16 protein-coding genes and 2 pseudogenes are annotated in these 16,903 nt (G+C 57.4%); 7 read left to right on the forward strand and 11 right to left on the reverse strand.

Annotated elements, in window-relative coordinates:
• Positions 1–19: 19 nt before the first annotated feature.
• Both ACVOLI_RS05120 and ACVOLI_RS05125 read left to right on the forward strand, forming a co-directional pair.
• Positions 20–268 (forward strand): hypothetical protein, encoded by a 249-nt coding sequence (locus ACVOLI_RS05120; RefSeq protein ID WP_296247988.1) that lies wholly within the window; start codon positions 20–22, stop codon positions 266–268.
• A 74-nt stretch (positions 269–342) separates the two neighbouring features.
• Positions 343–1,677, forward strand: a complete 1,335-nt coding sequence (locus ACVOLI_RS05125) for an MFS transporter (protein WP_296247986.1) — start codon at positions 343–345, stop codon at positions 1,675–1,677.
• A gap of 100 nt (positions 1,678–1,777) precedes the next feature.
• On the opposite strand, the gene ACVOLI_RS05130 is transcribed toward ACVOLI_RS05125, so the two are convergent.
• From ACVOLI_RS05130 to ACVOLI_RS05155, 6 genes and pseudogenes are all read right to left on the reverse strand, one after another.
• Positions 1,778–2,158 (reverse strand): OsmC family protein, encoded by a 381-nt coding sequence (locus ACVOLI_RS05130; protein ID WP_296247984.1) that lies wholly within the window; start codon positions 2,156–2,158, stop codon positions 1,778–1,780.
• An 87-nt stretch (positions 2,159–2,245) separates the two neighbouring features.
• Complete coding sequence (locus ACVOLI_RS05135) at positions 2,246–2,908, reverse strand: ArsR/SmtB family transcription factor (protein WP_296247981.1); 663 nt, start codon at positions 2,906–2,908, stop codon at positions 2,246–2,248.
• Between the two features lie 232 nt (positions 2,909–3,140).
• Positions 3,141–5,192, reverse strand: a pseudogene (locus tag ACVOLI_RS05140) (efflux RND transporter permease subunit); the annotation flags it as partial.
• Positions 5,193–5,202: 10 nt separating this feature from the next.
• Positions 5,203–6,222 carry an efflux RND transporter periplasmic adaptor subunit gene (locus ACVOLI_RS05145; protein ID WP_296247966.1) on the reverse strand — a complete coding sequence of 340 codons (1,020 nt, stop codon included), beginning with the start codon at positions 6,220–6,222 and terminating at the stop codon, positions 5,203–5,205.
• Positions 6,219–7,505, reverse strand: a complete 1,287-nt coding sequence (locus ACVOLI_RS05150; protein WP_296247968.1) for a TolC family protein — start codon at positions 7,503–7,505, stop codon at positions 6,219–6,221. Before ACVOLI_RS05150 ends, ACVOLI_RS05145 begins: the two co-directional genes overlap by 4 nt.
• Positions 7,506–7,534: 29 nt before the next feature.
• The gene (locus ACVOLI_RS05155) at positions 7,535–8,164 is read right to left on the reverse strand and encodes a cation diffusion facilitator family transporter (protein WP_481533784.1); all 630 of its coding nucleotides are present in this window, start codon (positions 8,162–8,164) and stop codon (positions 7,535–7,537) included.
• Between the two features lie 83 nt (positions 8,165–8,247).
• On the opposite strand from ACVOLI_RS05155, the gene ACVOLI_RS05160 reads away from it, so the two are divergent.
• The 3 genes and pseudogenes from ACVOLI_RS05160 to ACVOLI_RS05170 form a co-directional block, all read left to right on the forward strand.
• Positions 8,248–8,676, forward strand: coding sequence for a MerR family transcriptional regulator (locus tag ACVOLI_RS05160; RefSeq protein ID WP_481513618.1), 429 nt, complete (start codon positions 8,248–8,250; stop codon positions 8,674–8,676).
• Positions 8,677–9,054: 378 nt separating this feature from the next.
• Entirely contained in the window at positions 9,055–10,074 is a 1,020-nt protein-coding gene (locus ACVOLI_RS05165) for a hypothetical protein (protein WP_481513617.1), read from the forward strand.
• Between the two features lie 73 nt (positions 10,075–10,147).
• Positions 10,148–10,417, forward strand: a pseudogene (locus ACVOLI_RS05170) (hypothetical protein); the annotation flags it as partial.
• A 31-nt stretch (positions 10,418–10,448) separates the two neighbouring features.
• Here the strand turns inward: ACVOLI_RS05170 and ACVOLI_RS05175 are convergent.
• The 3 genes from ACVOLI_RS05175 to ACVOLI_RS05185 form a co-directional block, all read right to left on the reverse strand.
• A complete protein-coding gene (locus ACVOLI_RS05175; protein WP_481533785.1) occupies positions 10,449–11,180 on the reverse strand; it encodes a toxin-antitoxin system YwqK family antitoxin in 732 nt (243 codons plus the stop codon).
• A gap of 104 nt (positions 11,181–11,284) precedes the next feature.
• Positions 11,285–11,446, reverse strand: coding sequence for a hypothetical protein (locus ACVOLI_RS05180; protein WP_481513611.1), 162 nt, complete (start codon positions 11,444–11,446; stop codon positions 11,285–11,287).
• Positions 11,447–11,794: 348 nt separating this feature from the next.
• Positions 11,795–12,502, reverse strand: coding sequence for a J domain-containing protein (locus ACVOLI_RS05185; protein WP_481533786.1), 708 nt, complete (start codon positions 12,500–12,502; stop codon positions 11,795–11,797).
• Positions 12,503–12,744: 242 nt separating this feature from the next.
• On the opposite strand from ACVOLI_RS05185, the gene ACVOLI_RS05190 reads away from it, so the two are divergent.
• The gene (locus tag ACVOLI_RS05190; protein WP_296247955.1) at positions 12,745–13,128 is read left to right on the forward strand and encodes a helix-turn-helix domain-containing protein; all 384 of its coding nucleotides are present in this window, start codon (positions 12,745–12,747) and stop codon (positions 13,126–13,128) included.
• Between the two features lie 232 nt (positions 13,129–13,360).
• Here the strand turns inward: ACVOLI_RS05190 and ACVOLI_RS05195 are convergent, their stop codons facing one another.
• Together ACVOLI_RS05195 and ACVOLI_RS05200 are read right to left on the reverse strand one after the other, a co-directional pair.
• Positions 13,361–13,855, reverse strand: coding sequence for a JAB domain-containing protein (locus tag ACVOLI_RS05195; protein WP_296247951.1), 495 nt, complete (start codon positions 13,853–13,855; stop codon positions 13,361–13,363).
• Positions 13,852–14,808 (reverse strand): DUF932 domain-containing protein, encoded by a 957-nt coding sequence (locus ACVOLI_RS05200; RefSeq protein ID WP_481513609.1) that lies wholly within the window; start codon positions 14,806–14,808, stop codon positions 13,852–13,854. The genes ACVOLI_RS05195 and ACVOLI_RS05200 overlap by 4 nt, the downstream gene beginning before the upstream one ends.
• A 616-nt stretch (positions 14,809–15,424) precedes the next feature.
• On the opposite strand from ACVOLI_RS05200, the gene ACVOLI_RS05205 reads away from it, so the two are divergent.
• Positions 15,425–16,750, forward strand: a complete 1,326-nt coding sequence (locus ACVOLI_RS05205; protein ID WP_481513608.1) for a hypothetical protein — start codon at positions 15,425–15,427, stop codon at positions 16,748–16,750.
• Positions 16,751–16,903 lie beyond the last annotated feature (153 nt).

The following is a 16,903-nucleotide window of genomic DNA, read 5'->3' on the forward strand; positions in this document are numbered from 1 at the left end:
ATTTTCCGGAGTGTTACCCATGAAGATCCGCAATGTTCTCGTAGCTTGCTTCCTCGCAGCAGCCTCCACCTCCGGAGCTGCAGTCGCGCATGACCCTGCCCTGCATGAGTCCACCCCGGCTCCCGCAGCGGTAGTGAAGAAGCCCAAGCCCACCACCTGCGAGCAGTTGGCTGATGCATCCAAGTATGACGTCAATCACAATGACTCGGCCACCAAGGCGCTGAAGACCTCCTGTGATGCTCAGAAGGCGGGTGCGGCAAAGAAGTAATCTGTTTGAAAGAGCGAGCGGGACCCAACTGGTCCCGCTCTATCTCCTTGCATGCACTTCTCGAGATTCCTTCCATGATCGACGTTCTGAAGAACTCAAGCTTCCGGAACCTGTTTGCCGCCCAGGTCGTAGCTCTGGTGGGCACAGGCCTGGCTACGGTTGCATTGGCCTTGTTGGCCTACGACCTGGCCGGTGCCGAAGCTGGCGCCGTGCTGGGGACAGCACTGGCGATCAAGATGATCGTCTATGTGACACTCGCCCCAGTCTCAGCGGCCGTAGTACCTCCAGCATTGCGAAAGACCGTCTTGATCGCACTTGACCTGGCCCGAGCCGCGGCTGCTCTTACCCTGCCGTTCGTCACCGAAATCTGGCAGGTCTACATCCTGATTGCACTGTTGCAATCCGCCTCCGCATGTTTCACTCCCCTTTTCCAGTCACTCATTCCAGAGATTCTCAAGGATGAGAAGGACTACACCAAGGCACTATCGCTCTCCCGCTTGGCGTATGACCTTGAAAGTCTGTTGAGCCCTGCGTTGGCTGCGGCGTTGCTTACTCTGATCAGTTTCCATGGGTTATTTGCCGGGACTTCTGTTGGCTTCGTACTCTCCGCGATACTAGTTTTCTCAACCGTCTTTCCCTTGATCGCGGACAAGCGAGGAAATGAGGGACCGTACACGCGAGCCATTCGAGGAATGCGCATCTACCTGCACACACCGCGTCTGCGTGGTTTGCTGGCGCTAAACTTGGTCGCTGCTGCGGGCGGATCGCTGGTATTCGTCAATACCGTGGTTGTGGTGCGCAGCGTCCTTCATGGCGGTGAGCGTGAAGTGGCCTGGGCCCTGGCTGCGTTCGGTATCGGGTCGATGACGATCGCCATGCTTCTACCGAAAATCCTGGGAAAAATCTCGGACCGACTGGTCATGCTCGCAGCAGCTGGCCTGATGTGCACAGTACTAGCGGGCCTGCTCGGCACCTGGATTGGATTGAACGGAGTCGTCACCTGGGCCGTAGTCATTCCAGGCTGGGTACTTCTCGGGATGGCTTATGCAGGACTTGTCACCCCCGGAGGTCGCTTGCTTCGCCGTTCCGCTGATTCTGCTGATCTACCATTTTTGTTCGCTGCGCAGTTTTCGCTGTCTCATGTTTGCTGGCTAATCGCATATCCACTTGCTGGCATGGTTGGAGCTCGCTGGGGAATCCCCGTGGCGATCAGCGCGCTGACCGGCCTGGCTGTTTCCGGGCTGATCGCTGCCTGGTATTCGTGGCCGCAACTTGATCCTGATGAGATAGAACATCGTCACGATGATCTACCAGGCGAACACCCACATTTGACGAATCTGGACGGGAACGAAAAGACGCATTCACATCGATTCGTCATCGATGAACTGCACCGTCGATGGCCATCATGATGAACGCACGCCGGTGCCACATAGCGCTTACGTCTTGGATGGCTAGCGACTTCAGGCAGTTGGAATAAGCTAGCGGCCGGCATATGCCCAGAGGGATTTGCTACCGCTGTCGTGCGAACTCTAGATCTCGAGAGAGGGTCTCGCGCACTGGGCAGCTATCAGCAACAGCCTCCAACTTAATGCGCTCTGCGTCACTGATGTCACCGACAATTTCGATTTCGTAGTTGAAGCATGTTCTCGTCTGATCAGGCTTGCTGATCCACACCGTTGTGGAAACGTGATCAAGCGCTATCGAATGCTGATCGGCGTACATCCGGATCGCCATGTTGATGCAGGTGGCGAAGGCTGCCTCCAGCAACTGATGGGCGCCGAATCCAGCTCCGCTTCCACCTTTCGCGGCGGGTGCATCGCAGACAATAACCTGGGTCTCGTTGCTGACTTCTGATTGGTAAGGAGCCGGTAAGCTGTTGACCGTGATCATCAAAACACCTCTCTACAGCATATTTCAGTAACGTCGTGCGACAGACTATCTCGCGTCTATCAGGCCTGGGGGGCCGATACGCCAGATCTAGTCTGTGACGACCTCGAGTCCCGCTGCCTTCCACTCGGGAAACCCCTCCTCCAAACGACGAATGCGGTAACCCTTCATCCGCAATGCGGACACGACCTCGAACGACATCACGCAGTACGGGCCTCGGCAGTAGGCGATGATCTCCTGATCCTTGGGCAGCTCCGCCAGACGGTCCTCCAGTGCCTCGATAGGCATGCTGACGGCTCCAGGTAGATGGCCGAGCGCGAACTCAGCTTCTGGACGCACGTCAAGCACGGTGACCATCCCGCTATGCATCCTCGTGATCAGCTCCTCCCGAGACACCGGCTCCAGTGCGTCGCGGGCGTCGAAATAGTCTCGAACGATTCGATCAACTTCCGCGACATTGCGTTCAGCGAGATGGCGCAGCGTTTGAAGGACGGACACTACTTCAGCATCGCCGGCCAAACGATAGAAGACCTGCTTACCTCGACGCTCGGCGTCCACCAAACGGGCACGACGTAGAAGCTGCAAATGGCGGGACGTGTTGGCAACACTCATACCCGTCAATTCCGCTAGAAGGTCGACACTACGGCGGCCTTGGGCAAGGTGCTCGAGCAGTTCGAGACGGTTGGCGTGCCCGAGTGCCTGAGCCACTTCGGCCAAATGCTCGTAGATCTCGTGCTTCGGAGTGCTTGACATTCCCTACCCCTCCAAACAATCATTCAATTCATTGATTGAATGATGCCATTGTACAAAGAGGGTGGCAAGCCATGGTCCTTGGACAGCACCTGCGAGCAAACCTGGCGTGTCGCTTGCGCGGCAAGCGCGTGGCCGCGCCCGGTTTCGAAAGGCATCACAGCATGGCTACCAGTGCCGTTAACGCCGGTCATCCGGAAGCTGAAGCGATATGAGTACGACGTCGGTGGCGGTTCGCCACATCTGCACGAACACCGGAGATGAGCTCGTTCATCCGCATCTGGATCGGCTGGGTGAACTCATAGTTGTTGCCAGGCACGCGTGCAACGACTGCTTCAATATCCTCTACAAGCACTGTCTTGGTCTTACGTGGATCAGGCCATTGCGAACGCGGCTTGATCATCACAAGCGTGTCAGCCACAGACGGCGGCATCGGGTCTGATGCTACCTCCGCAGTGCCCACCTTTGAGAAGACCCGCTCGACCTCCGGAACTTCGAGAAGTCGCGTCTCCAGAATTTTCTGCATCTGCACGGATTGCGTAAGACTGGTGCCGGGAATGCGCATGGTTCCGATCGTGATGTCGCCTTCATCCAGACTGGGGACGAACTCGCTGCCCATCCGCGATGCGATCACACCGCTACCTGCAACCAGCAGGATAGCCAAGCCACCTACAATCCGCGCATGTCGGAAGCTGGTATCAAGAAGCGGTTCATAGCGCCTGCGCATCCAGGACATCAGGCGATTCTCTTTTTCCTGGACGCGTCCTCCGAGCATGAGTGCGATGGCTGCGGGCACGAAGGTGAGCGCCAGCACCATCGCACCGGTCAGCGCCAGAACAACGGTAATTGCCATCGGGTGGAACATCTTCCCTTCGACGCCGGTGAGGGCAAAGATTGGAAGGTAGACAGCAGTGATGATGCCGAGCCCGAACAGGCTTGGACGGATAACTTCCGCGGTAGCAGCGGCAGTCAACTCGAAGCGCTCTTCAAGCGAAAGCGTCCTGCCGAGCTCGTGCTGACGTTCGGCGAAACGGCGCAGGCAGTTCTCGATGATGATTACCGCACCGTCCACGATCAAACCGAAGTCCAATGCTCCCAAGCTCATCAGATTGGCTGAGACGCCGCCACGCGCCATGCCGGTCAGCGTGAACAGCATGGCAAGCGGGATGACCAGCGCCGTGATGAGCGCTGCACGGAAGTTCCCAAGCAACAGGAAGAGGATGACGATGACAAGCAGTGCGCCTTCCGTCAGGTTCTTGGCAACCGTCGTGATGGTCCGGTCCACCAGCAAGGTCCGGTCATAGACAGGTGTCACCGTGACGCCTGCAGGCAGGCTACGGGAGGCCTCCTCCAACCGTTTGGCGACCGCTTGCGAGACCTCACGGCTGTTCGAGCCCATCAGCATGATGGCGGTGCCCAGAACCACTTCATGGCCATTCTGTGAAGCCGCACCACTGCGCAGCTCCTGCCCTTCACCGACTGTGGCTACATCGCGGACCCGGATCGAAACCCCCTCGCGACGCGTAACCAGGATGTCGCCGATCTGCCCGGGGTCTGCCTGAGCCGGGACCCGCACCAGATACTGCTGACCGCTGCGTTCAATGTAGCCGGCACCTATGTTCTGGTTGGCTGCCTGCAGAGAACGAACCACGTCTTCCAGCGTCAGATTCAACGCACGCAGACGAGCGGGATCAGGCGTGACGTGGAACTCACGCTTGAAGCCACCTAGGGTGTTCACCTCGGCAACACCGGGAACATTTCGCAGCTGGGGACGGATCACCCAGTCCTGCAGGGTCCGCAGGTCCGTGGCGTTGTAAGGACTACCATCGGGCTTACGCGCTTTGGGGTCAGCGTCGATCGTGTATGAAAAAATCTCCCCCATTCCCGTGGCGATAGGCCCGAGCATGGGCTCCATTCCCTGGGGAATCTGCGACTTGGCTTGCTGCAAGCGCTCAGCGACCTGCTGGCGGGCGAAGTAGATGTCGGTGCCGTCCTTGAACACCACCGTGATCTGGGAAAGACCGTAGCGTGAGAACGAGCGGAACGACTCCATCTTCGGCAGGCCGGCCATCGCCGTTTCGACCGGGAAGGTTATGCGTTGCTCAACCTCCAGCGGGGAATAGCCAGGAGCAGCGGTGTTTATCTGCACCTGGACATTGGTGATATCGGGCGTCACGTCGATGGGCAGGTGGCGGAAACTCCAGACCCCAACGGCAACGAGTACAAGTGTCAATGCCATGACCAGCCAGCGGTGGCTGATGGAGGCCCGGATCAAACGTTCCAGCATTCGGGAATCCTCAGTGGTCATGGCCAGCCGCCGACTTCTCGATATCTGCCTTGATCAGGTAGCTCTGTTCCACCACGACCTCGTCACTGGCAGCAACACCTTCGAGTACCTGTACATGCGTCGCGTCGCGCTTTCCCAGCGTCACCGGATGAGAGGTGTAGGTATCTCCAGTGCGAACAAAGACAGCGTCGCGTCCATCCATGCTTTGCACTGCAGATTGCGGAACGACCAGGTCGGCGTTCTCACTTGCAGTGGTGATCCTGACGTTTACTCCCGCACCGGGCCGCCAGTTGCTGGCCGGGTTCTCCAGGACCGCCCTCCCCACCACACTCTGGCTGGCAATCGCTGTCCCGGGAAGAATGCGCTGCAAGCGGCCAACCGAAGGCTCACCGCCATAGAGGTCGACCACTTCGATCTCATCTCCAGGCCGCAGTGATGCGGCTTCTGCACCGAATACGTGCACATCGACCCACACCTGTGAAAGATCGGCTATCTCGAACAGCACCTGCCCTTCCGCAGCGCCCCCACCCACCTGAGCCGCGCGTGTCACCACCACCCCACTACGCGGTGCGTTGATGCTGTAGGCACTCAAGCTCAGGTTGCTGTCGACCGTCGCCAGCACCTGACCCGCCTTTACGTTGTCGCCCACGTTGGCCATCAGCGCTCGCACCGTGCCGGGAAACCTTGCCGTGACCTGCGACTGGGCGCTGTCGCCAGCGATGATCATCCCCTGCACTTCGAGTTGGGTGCGAATTGCGCCGGGCGCAACAGCCGCGACCTCAACCCCGTTGTCCTTGGCGTCCTGCGCGGAGATGGTGGTGTTCTCAAGTGCACCATCTTCGTGATCGTCAGCATGAGCTTCCGTGTGTCCCTCCTCGTGGCTGCCGGAGTCTTCTCCTTCCGCATGACCATGGGGGTCGGTTGGCTGCTGGCTGTCCTCGCCTGCCTGTTTGCCACCACAGGCAGCCAGCGCGGAGGCCAGCGTCGCAACCAGCAGCCAGCGGGGAGCATGCGTCATAAGGAGGGTCATGGGGAGGTCGGGTCCTGTGCGGATGAAGGAGATTTCGTGGAATCAATAATTGGTTGGCCGGTCAGGCGCTGCAGTTCGATCAGTGCACTCTGTGCCGCCAGCGCAGCTTGTAGCTGCCGGCGCATGGCTTGTGCCTGCTGGTCCTGCAGTTGCGCCCACTCCAGGTAACTGGTTGCACCCGCTGCCCAAGCTGCCGCTGCAGACTTTTCTGCGCGCGCCAAGCGCGGCAGCACATCACTGCCCAGACGCGCAGCTTCCAACCGCGATGTCTGGTACTCGCCAAACGCCTGTGCTGCGGCAGCGTGCAAGCGGACTTGCAACGCCTCACGCTGCAACGGAATCAGAGCCAGTTCTGCTTCCGCGGCGCGAATGCCCGGAGCCGCGCGAGCACTGCTTCCAAGCCCCAGTGAAATGCCGGCAAACAAGGCGGTGTCGTCACTGTCCTGAAACCGGCGTGCACCGAGCTGCCAACCGATGTCCGCGCGGGACGCAGTGCGGGCCAGCCGCAATTCGGACTCTCGCACCCTTGCCTCTCCCTGCAGGAGCGCCAGTTCAGGCGATCGGGTGAGTTGCTCGGAGAAAGCTGCGAACTCGCCTGCTGCCGGTAATACCAGCGGATCACCGGTCACGTCTCCCGCAGCAGGTGTGGTGCTGTTCCACAAGGCTGAGAGGCTTTGACGCGCGGCCCGTTCGGCCTGAGCTGCACTATCACGGTCAAGCTCTGCTTCGGCCAACGAAGATTGCGCAGTCAGCACGACCGACTCCGGTGCACCACCCGCCTGGTGTCTACGCCGCGCTGCATCCACCGCACGTTGGCGGTGGGTGATATCCAGCTTGGCGATGCGTTGCTGCTGCACGGCCCCAGCGATGACGAGATAGCGGCGTGCCGTCTCTGCCAGTAGATCCAATCGCGCCATCTCGCGCTGGGGAGCAAGTTGGTCGATATTCGCACTCGCCAAAACTCGGCGAGCATCCAGCTTCCCGCCACGCTCCAGCGTACCCGCCAGGCTGACGCTCAATTCGGCTTGATCGGCCCCCTTGTAACTTCCGCTGCCAAGGACGTTTTCCAGTTCCAATCCCGCGGTCATCTGCGGGCGTTGAGCGGCGATCTCGGCGCGAGCATCCAGCACACGCCGCTGGCCTTCAATAAGGCGGAGTTCTGGATGCCCTTGAGCGACGCGTTCGATGGCTGCGTCGAGCGTTAGTTGCTGGTTGTTTTCCGCCCACGCTGGCGCACAGACGAGTCCCAGGCAAAGGAAAAACGAGGTTAGACGAGGCTTCATGCCGGTAGATCCAATGAGAAAGTGGGAGATCAGGGAGTGCGCGAGGCCTTCCAGGCAGGCCATGCTTCAGCGATCACGCTGATGGCCGATCGCAGGAACAGCAGGCCGATGACCACGCCGGCAAGAACATCCGGCCAACCCTGGCCCGTCAGCGCAACGCCCCCCGCAGCGACCAGGACCCCCAGATTTGCCGCGACATCGTTGCGCGAGCATTCGAAGGTGCTTTTCATGTTGATGTTCAGCTTGCGGAACCGCCACAGCAGCGCAAGGCAACTGAGGTTTGCGACAAGGGCGACTGCACCGAAGATAAGCATCAGTGAGCTCGACGGCGGCACGCCGTTGATCAGTTTGTTGATGACCTCGATCACGATGAATACGAAGAAGCCAAGGATCAGCAAGCCCTTGGCGAGCGCAGCACCTGCTTCCCAGCGAGCGCCCCGGTTGACTGCCCATAGGCTCAGCCCATAGACAATGGCATCGCCGAGCATATCGACCGCATCCGCCTGCAGTGCGCTGGACCGGGCAATGAGGCCAGCCCCGAACTCAATGAAGAACATCGCCAGATTGATGATCAGCACCGCTATCAGCACCCGCCGTTGAGCGCTATGCAGGGCGAGACTTTCCAACTCTTGGCGCTTGTTTCCACAACAATGGTCCACGGGGGCCTCCGCCGGGGCCCGCCCGGACTTGAAAAACGAATCAGGCGCCTTTATCAACCCTGTAGCTACTACAAGGTCAAGTCATGAATGAATTTTTCACCATTGGCCAATTGGCCCGGCATACGGGAACCAAGGCGGAGACGATCCGGTACTACGAGAAAATCGGGCTACTGGAGGAGCCGCAGCGATCGGAAGGCAACTACCGGCACTATGGAGAGCAGGCACGGCGCAGATTGTCGTTCGTCCGTCGTGCGCGTGAGCTTGGCTTCTCGATCGAGCAGATTCGAGAGTTGATCACCTTTGGCGAGCAACGCGAACACGAGTGCAGTTCCGTGGACGATGTGGTGAAGGCACACATCGCCGAGATCAAACGGAAGGTAGTCGACTTGCTTGCATTGCAGACCGAGCTGCAACGCATGCTCGGGAACTGCCCTGGAGGTCGCGTCGCCGACTGTCGGGTGCTGGAGGCACTGCAACCGGCGACATCAACTGAAGCGAAGCCAAGGCGCTGATGGTGCTGCCAAGCGTCGGGCAGTTGTGATACCCGTGGTAACCCGCCCTAATCCCCGGCCCCGCTCACGTCCGCTTCCGGCCAAAAGCAGACGCAGCGGAAAAGAGAAACGACTGCCCCATACAGCAGGCCAAAATGGCGCCGTGACAAATCGCGACTATGAACTTTACATCGAGACGCTCGGGTTGTGGCTAAACCCGAAATCGTCGGTCTTCGGCGCTCGCGTCCATCCCACCGAGCAGCCTTCCCTCGAACAATGCTGCGACACCGGCAACTACAGGCAATCAGCACCGACACTTTTAAAGATTCTTACTTCATGAGATAGGCCGGCCAGCTATCATTAGCGGTTCACCTATGAAATGGAAGCCAAGGTAAATACATGCTTCACAGTGACAACAACGCTCTCATCCTTGAGAAGCCTACTAGCTGGAAAATGGACTCATCTGTTCAACCGTTGGTCGCGACCACACTGCACCCATCCAATCAGCGGCCAACTGGGAAGTACAACAGCAGCGGTATGCTCCCAAACATGGGCATGTTATTTGATCATCTACTTAGCATGATCAGAAGCGCGCATGAGAACAGACAGTACCAGCCAAGCCCGTTTCCAGCACTTTGGGAGAGAACGTGTACGCGCCTAGAGAAACATAAAAACGCCACCACATATGAGAAGTGGAAGCTTACAAGCATTTTAAATAATGCCGATGAACTCAGGAAGATCGACGACGAGATCGCTGATGTGTGGGCTTACGTACAAAGGACGCGCAACAAAAAGAAGCATGGTGCGCATAGAAAGGTCGCAGCTGGAAGGCTCAAAGAACTCCGCCTCAAACGCCAGTCTTTCAAGCCTAAGGCTGAAGTAGAAATCGACGGCGCACTAGAGATATCCATCGCCTTCTGGATTGAAGCGCGAAATGCCTACAACGTCAAAGATGAGGAGCGGGCATTGCACTCGCTTCTCCAATGCAGCTTCTATCTGGGAACCACTCACTCTCCCGTTACCGAGTCCGAAGCTCAGCGCGGACGGCGACTTGCAACAACGAGAGACAAGCCAAGATTGGCCATCTTGCAAGCAGCTATTGAGGTGATCGAGACCTTTAAGGTTACCAGGATCATCCGTCACCAAGAAACGCTATGCGGAGAGATCTCACTGCTGATCGCAAATGACCCAAAGTATTCGAAAGCGGTAATCGACTTCGCTAAGTGGAACAACAAGGAACCGTCGACTCAAGAACAAGTTAGTGAACGCATGCAGGAAACGCTCTTCCAATGTGCCAAGGGGAGACGTTCAGGCACCTACGCCGAATTCAAGGAGCGGCTCAATCAACTCTTCAAAGTGGCAAGCAAGTTTGGCCTATCAAATCGGACGAAAAAAGTAAAGACGCCTACCGGTTGGTGAGTTTTTTGCCGATTTAATAGCACGGATCCTCTTTGGACCGCGGAGCACACCGCGGCCACCTAAGGAGATATCCATGTCGTACCGTTCCACCGCTAACCACGGCCGTATCAAAGCTTCCAGTTCGAAGGAAGCGCTCAACAGCGCGCCCAATGGTGACGCACTGGTCGTAGACCAGTCCGCCCTGCAGCGCCTGCAGGAGATTCTTCAGTCGCTCCAGGGCGCACCTGCCCTGGACCAGGCAATCCGTCTGCCCGAGGTCCTCTCGATCGTCGGCCTGTCCAAGAGCACCTGGTATGCCCGCCTCAATGCGCGCCTGCCGGCGTATGACGCCCGCGCTCCGAAGCCCTTCAAGCTCGGCACCTCCGACCGTTCGCCTACCGCGTGGTGGCGCTCGGAAGTGATGGCCTTCCGTCCTGCAAATAGTTGGTTCGCGAGACCAGTTTGCCGCTCTCATACACCACACGTTCTGAGACTGCCCCGTTCTGCTCCCAGTAGCCCTCCCACACGCCCGTCGGGACGCTTCCTTTGAAACTCCCCCTTGCCTTTGGCTTCCCGTCCGGGTAATAAACAACAGCCTCGCCCTCCAGCGCGCTGTTGATCGCAGCAGCTTCATAGGAGAGCTGCTTCGGGTTATCAGCGAAATAGATCTGGATACGTCCGTTCACCTGTCCATCCTTCATCCCAAGAACAACACCAGGATTTCCAGCCTTGGTGTGGAACACCGTCTCGCCATCAAGGCCGCCATCTGTGCGTCGACCTTCATATGCCACCACCTGTGATTGCGGGTAGCGGCAAATGTAGTGGCGTCCTACCAGGCCTTCCTCCACGTCCACGTCGCAGACGTAGTCCATGTTCCCTAGCAACGCCGTCATGCTCGTGGGCTGATTGGTATTGAGGTTCTGGAAGATCTTCCGCAGCGGCCCCAGCAGTGGTTCGATCTGGCTGTGAGGTACACCCGTCACCTGACCATCGAACGGCTCGTTGGCACCGGCTTCGTAGATCTTGCCGTTACTCAGGTCCGCGTTACGCCAGTCCAGCACTGGCTTGCTGCACCCAGCTAGAAGAAGCGCCGCCGTCACTGCGGCTACGTATTTGATGCCTTTCATGAGATTCCTTGTGAATGTGTTGTCTGCGCAGGCGGCACAGCAGAGCGAGAGCGGTCACGCTTTGTTATGGCCGGCACAGCAGTCGGTTTGCCAGGGATGGCCTGTCAGCGACTCCGACACTGGTTGGCTGCTATTCCGAGCTGGTCCACGAAGTCCGCCGGGGGATAGCCCTGCTCGTCGATCAGCAATAGGCCGTGTTCACCGTAGTGGTCCTGCAATTTGTCGATGGCGCATTTGCAGTTGGACTTGGATCCACCGGAGCTCATGCAGCTATCGATGAACTGCCCTCGAACCTTGTCCAGCTCACTACTACACGCGCACAGGCCGAGCGCTATGAGTGCAACGATGAGCATTTTTTTGGCTATTGACTCCATGCTTATCGCCTCCTCACAAACACGAGCAGGCAGAAGATCACTACTATCCAGATCAGCCCGCCGATCATCTTCCCTAGCGAAGGGAAAACCACCGCAGGCCAGATAAGACCCTGTCCTAGGTTGTAGAAGAAGCCCTTGTACGCGTAGCGGCCCCAGATATCGAAACAGATGGCCGCGATTAGCACGCTCACGCCATACAGGCCTATCAGGTACCTCATGTCATTCCTTTGTTGGTTGGAGTCAGTTGGTTTCTTGCAGGTACCGGCTGACAGCCACGAACAGGGTTCGCAGGTCATCAGGGTTGGGGATGCTCAGCGAGGCGTAGTGCTCGCCATGGATCCGGATGTGCGCACCGTGTGCGGTGATCTGGGTCAGACAGCTCAATAACCGAATCTCCACCCCTTCAAACTTGGCCTTGCTCCGGATCTGGGCCTCGGTGATCAGTGCCCCTTCCCTGGCGCCACCGAATACGGTGTCGTCGATGAGCGCGACCACGTCCTGCGCGCGGATACCGCCGCCGTAGCTATCCAGGGCGCCTAGGAGCTTCTTCCGCGGGATGTGAGGCGCCACGAACACCCGTTCGAAGGGCTCGTTAGTGAACTCCAATCCCTCCAGGGCCTGGCGCAGCGACCGCAGCGGCGGAGGCTGAGCGGGCCTAGCCTGCTGAGGACGGGGCTCGGGAGTTGGTTTCGGTGCAGGCCCCGCCTTGGTTGAGGCGGATGCCTGGGCGCGGTCAAACCTTTCTCGTTTCTCTGGATCCTTGAGGACGACGTAGGCCTTATTGACGGCCTGCATTCTCGCCGTGGCCCATGCGACCGGGGACTCATCTCCTGCGCTGTAACGGTCAGGGTGGTATTGGCTCCGGCGGCCCTTGTAGGCCAGTTCTATTTCCCAAAGTGGTGCCTCGGGGCGTACCCCGAGGACTTCGTAGTGATTTTCATCCGCCATCAGGCCCTCCCCTCAGGACGAGCCATCGATGTGCCTCCATTGGTTGTGCCGGCTATCTCCATGGCCATAGCTCTCCCACTTCTTCCTTCCTCAACATGACCGCTCGATTCCCCTACAACGCCAGTAGCGAACACAGAGCCGAGCTCAAGACTTGCAATGAACTTACGTGATACGTAGAGTCTACCCGGGGCGTAGATCATCCGTCATCCTGTTGGAATGACTACATCGGTCACCTCCTGCTAATGGCCGGCCCTACCCTCGAACCCCGAGGCGTGGTGGCTGCGCGCCTGCGCCAAGCCCGACTGCTTCGAGGGCTTAGCCAACGCGAAGTCGGAGTTCGAATGGGACTTGATAAGGACACTGCTTCGGCACGCATAAGCCGCTACGAGAGCGAGTCCATGGCCATAAGCTTGGAATCACTGTTTTCGTTGGCTGACGCTCTTCAGGTGCCAGCCGCATACTTGCTGGCGTCATCCGCCGCTATGGCAGACGCGATCCTTTTGATAGGAGATGAAAGCGAAGTACAGCAGGCTCGTCTCGCTCAGGCCTTGGCCGCTTTTGCTAGCCTTCCAGCAGCACGCCGGAAGGCACTACTCGAAGAGATCTTGGGTAAGCCGGGTATCTAGCCCTTCTTCGAGTTTCAGGGCCTTCACCAAGTAGCGGCCTGCCATTCGCCGTAGACGTTCCGCAGCCTCTCTACCCCGCGCTCTCATGCGCCAGTTTCCATCGGCAGCTGAGCGCTCTACCTCCCGGGCCTGTCGGTCTAGATCAGCCGCTTTGGCACGAGCTATTGCCGCCCTGGTCGATGACCAGGACGTCTCCGTTTCCTTCATGCTGTTCTCCTGAGTATCCGGGCCCTCAGATCTGCCCGAGCTGAGCCAGCGAAGTACCTTGGCTTGCCGACACCACAAGGTGGTCGACGACCCTCACCTCCACCATCGCCAGTACTTCCTTCAACCGCTTGGTGATGGCTCGATCCGCTGCTGACGGCTCGCAATGCCCGCTAGGGTGGTTGTGAGCCAGTAGCACCGCTGCTGCGTTCAGGGCCAAGGCACGTTGGACGACAATCCGCGGATGGATCTCAGCACCAGCTATGGAACCTGAGAACAGCCGTTCTACGGCGATCAGGCGGTTTCGGGTATCAAGAAACGCCACCTCGAAGTGCTCGCGGATCTCATGTCCTAGACGCAGGCGGAAGAACCTGCCGGCAACATCCGGATCTCCCAATAGAAGGCCACTGACCATTGCTCTGCTTTCAAGGATTTCCAATGCCTGTGAAAGGATGGAGCTGTCACGATCGCTCAAAGTTCCAGGCAGCTCTTCCAAGCGTTGCCTCTGCAGCGAGACGTTCATGCGGCTTCCCCTAACAGTTCCTTCCAAGCCTTCTGCTTTAGCAATGCCCCCTGGCCGAACCACGCCGCATCCAAGCGGTTCTCCGCACTCTGCGCCCGCCGATGGTGGTCCACGAACTCGGTAATGCTATTGAGGAGGCCAAACACCGTGCCCTTGCTGGTCTTCAAGCTAGCTCCTCTTCCCTGCCCGTCGTACAGCGCCCGCACCTTGGCTACAGCCTGCTCATTCACGACTGCCTTCCCATTCTGAGCAACTGGATACGTGAGCAAATTCCGTAGCACCCCATCGACCGAATCAGGGTTCACGGGTGTCTCACAGAGGATCCGCATCCGCTCCACGAAGCCATGCCAGCCCTCAACAGCAATACCCAACTGGCTTTTGACCCTGTCAGCATCGAAGGCACTGCGGTGCGGGACCTTGATGGCACCGGTTCGATCCCCAACAGCGACCTGCAGCGTGTTGTTGCAAACCACACGGACTGAGGTGAACTGGGCGGTGGTAGCCAGCGTTCCGTCACAGGCCGTAGCCAGAAGAAGATACCCATTGACCTGATCTTGGCCCTTCAGGGCCACACCTTGCCCAGTACGGGCCAATGCCCAGAACTTCCGCCCTCCACGAAGCACGCCTGCCGTTTCCAGCTCAAAGCCGCTGTACCGCGTCAGGTCGCGGTAGAACTCCAGGATCTCCCGGGGCTGTACTACTTGATAGCGCTTAGACACCACAGCCAAAGGTCGTTTGGTGTCAGAGCGATAAAGCACCTTCTGTCCGGGGAACGCCCGAACGGGATACTGATCTTCAGCCTCGGCGGCGAATCGTACTTCAGCCTCTTCCAAAGACCAATTCATGCCGGCGCGCTCGCGCCATACTTCAATGGACTGGCCTGGAGCCAACTGGCTTCCGACGCCATGCCATGGAACTTGGCCTGCATAGGCCATGGTTTCAACGTGATGCATCTCGGTCTCCTTTTATTGACGGCATAACGCACAAGGCCCGGACAACGCCGGGCCTTGTGGGTCTATCTGGATGGTTGGTTTAGTCGTAGGAATCCCGGCCGAACTGGTCGGGGCGGGTGAACGAACAACGGGCTACGGCCGACAAGATGGCCGCAGCCACGATGAAGACGCAGTAGAGGAACTCGGATTTATCCTTCATGCCTAGCACTCGAAGCGATACGCCGATGCGCGGCGCACACGCAAAGCAGGAGGATCCTGCTTCAACCTAGTACTAAGGGTCTGAAATGAGTTTCAATCAAAGACAGCATCTCGATGAGGCCCAACACTCAAGCTCGACACGCCGAACGGCAACTCCCGGCCAGAAGCCTAGATCCGCGATCCAATAACACTTGCGCAACCAAATGCGACCTTCGGACAGCAATCGTTAGTTAAAATTGCTTATCTCGCAATAAGGGATGTGATCGCCATCGTAAGAGTCGCGCTGCCATTGATCAGATTGCCAGCCTAGTGGAAATTAAAGAACCAAGACTATCTAGTCCTAGCCACACCCCCATTGACCCGCATGAAGGCGACTGAGAGACTCCAAAAGAAGATCAGAAGCTGAGGAATCAAGGGAATGACGTCGCAGACAATTTTAGAAATACAAGCAGCTTTGACAGCCGTTGAGCAAAACATTGATGCCATCGATCTCTCTAAATTTCGAGGGCAGAACTTTGGCGAAGAGCAGGAGTTCACCGCGAAGTCCCTGATCACAGGGGCGCGCGCTCTGGCTTCAGATATTCGAGGGCAAGTCGAAAAGCCCGAGCGATTTCTGAAGGTGACGATCCCAAGCGAAAGGCGCGCAATAGCGTCAAATTTGAACGTTTTAACGACTGCACTGATAGAAGAGCAGCTGCAGTCAATCGCTACCGTATTGCAAGAACTTAAAATAATTCTTCGCCCTTTCAACCTCCGCAGTTCATCGGAGACTAGACAGCAACTGGAAAGGGCGGTGGACGAGTTGCACAGGCAAGTTGCAGCTATAAAAGAAGAGCGCAAAACAATTTCAGACGATCAGCAGAAAATCTTGGAACTATCGTCGGAAATTTCCAAAAGGCTGAATGATTCTTCTGAGCGGTTGGGTGCCATCGATGAGGCACGCGCAGCAATGGCTGATTTGGTTACTGCTTCGCAAGCAAACGCAAATGAAATTGAGAGATTGAAGCAAACCGCAGCATCTGCCTCAATCGCAGCGGAGGAGTACAAGGGAAGCTCAGAAAATAGTCGCGACCTAATTGATGAATTCTTCAAGAAAATAGCCACCCGAGAATCTCAACTATTGGATCAAGAGGTTAAGACCGCGACATTCACAACGACAATGGAGCAACATCAGTTGTCTATGGATGCAATTGAGGCCGAAGCCAATAGAATTATCGAATCGGCAAGAACGGCACTATCGTACAAGACCGCGGAGGGCATCAGTGCCGCATTTATTGAGCGTTACAATGAGACAAAAGCTGACTCACTTAGAAGCAAGTGGATAATTGCTGCCGGCATCTTGGTTGCAGCTGCCATTGCATTGGGAGTGTGGATCACCTGGGATACTAGCGTAACCGTTGCAGTAGTCGCCGGAAGGGTGTCACTCATACCAATCCTAATCGCTGGCGCATGGTTCTGCGCGCACCAGTACGTGAAGCTATCTAATATATCCGAAGAATATGCCTATAAGAGTGTCCTTTCGAAATCAATTGTCGGCTTCTCCGAACAGATGTCGCGAGACAATGACGCAGAAAGTGATCACTCACATTACATTCGCACTGTACTGGCAGAGATTCATACTAATCCTCTAAGGCCGCAAGGAAAGTCCAGCCACGCACCCTCTGACAAGTTGAGTGACATTGAAGGGGCAGAGAAACTACTAAGATTTGTCACTGAAATGCAGAAAATTGCGAGGCAAACCTGAGTGAAATTGTAGATTGCATTTAGCGCCCAAGGTTTTCTCGTGCTGAATCGCCCAGGATTTCGTAGACACCTCGCAGCCATAAACTATGGCTTAGGCGGAGGTGGTTATGAGCACGAAACGTTATACGGATGAGTTCAAGATCGAGGCGGTTCG

The organism is Stenotrophomonas sp. STEN029 (genome assembly GCF_056760015.1).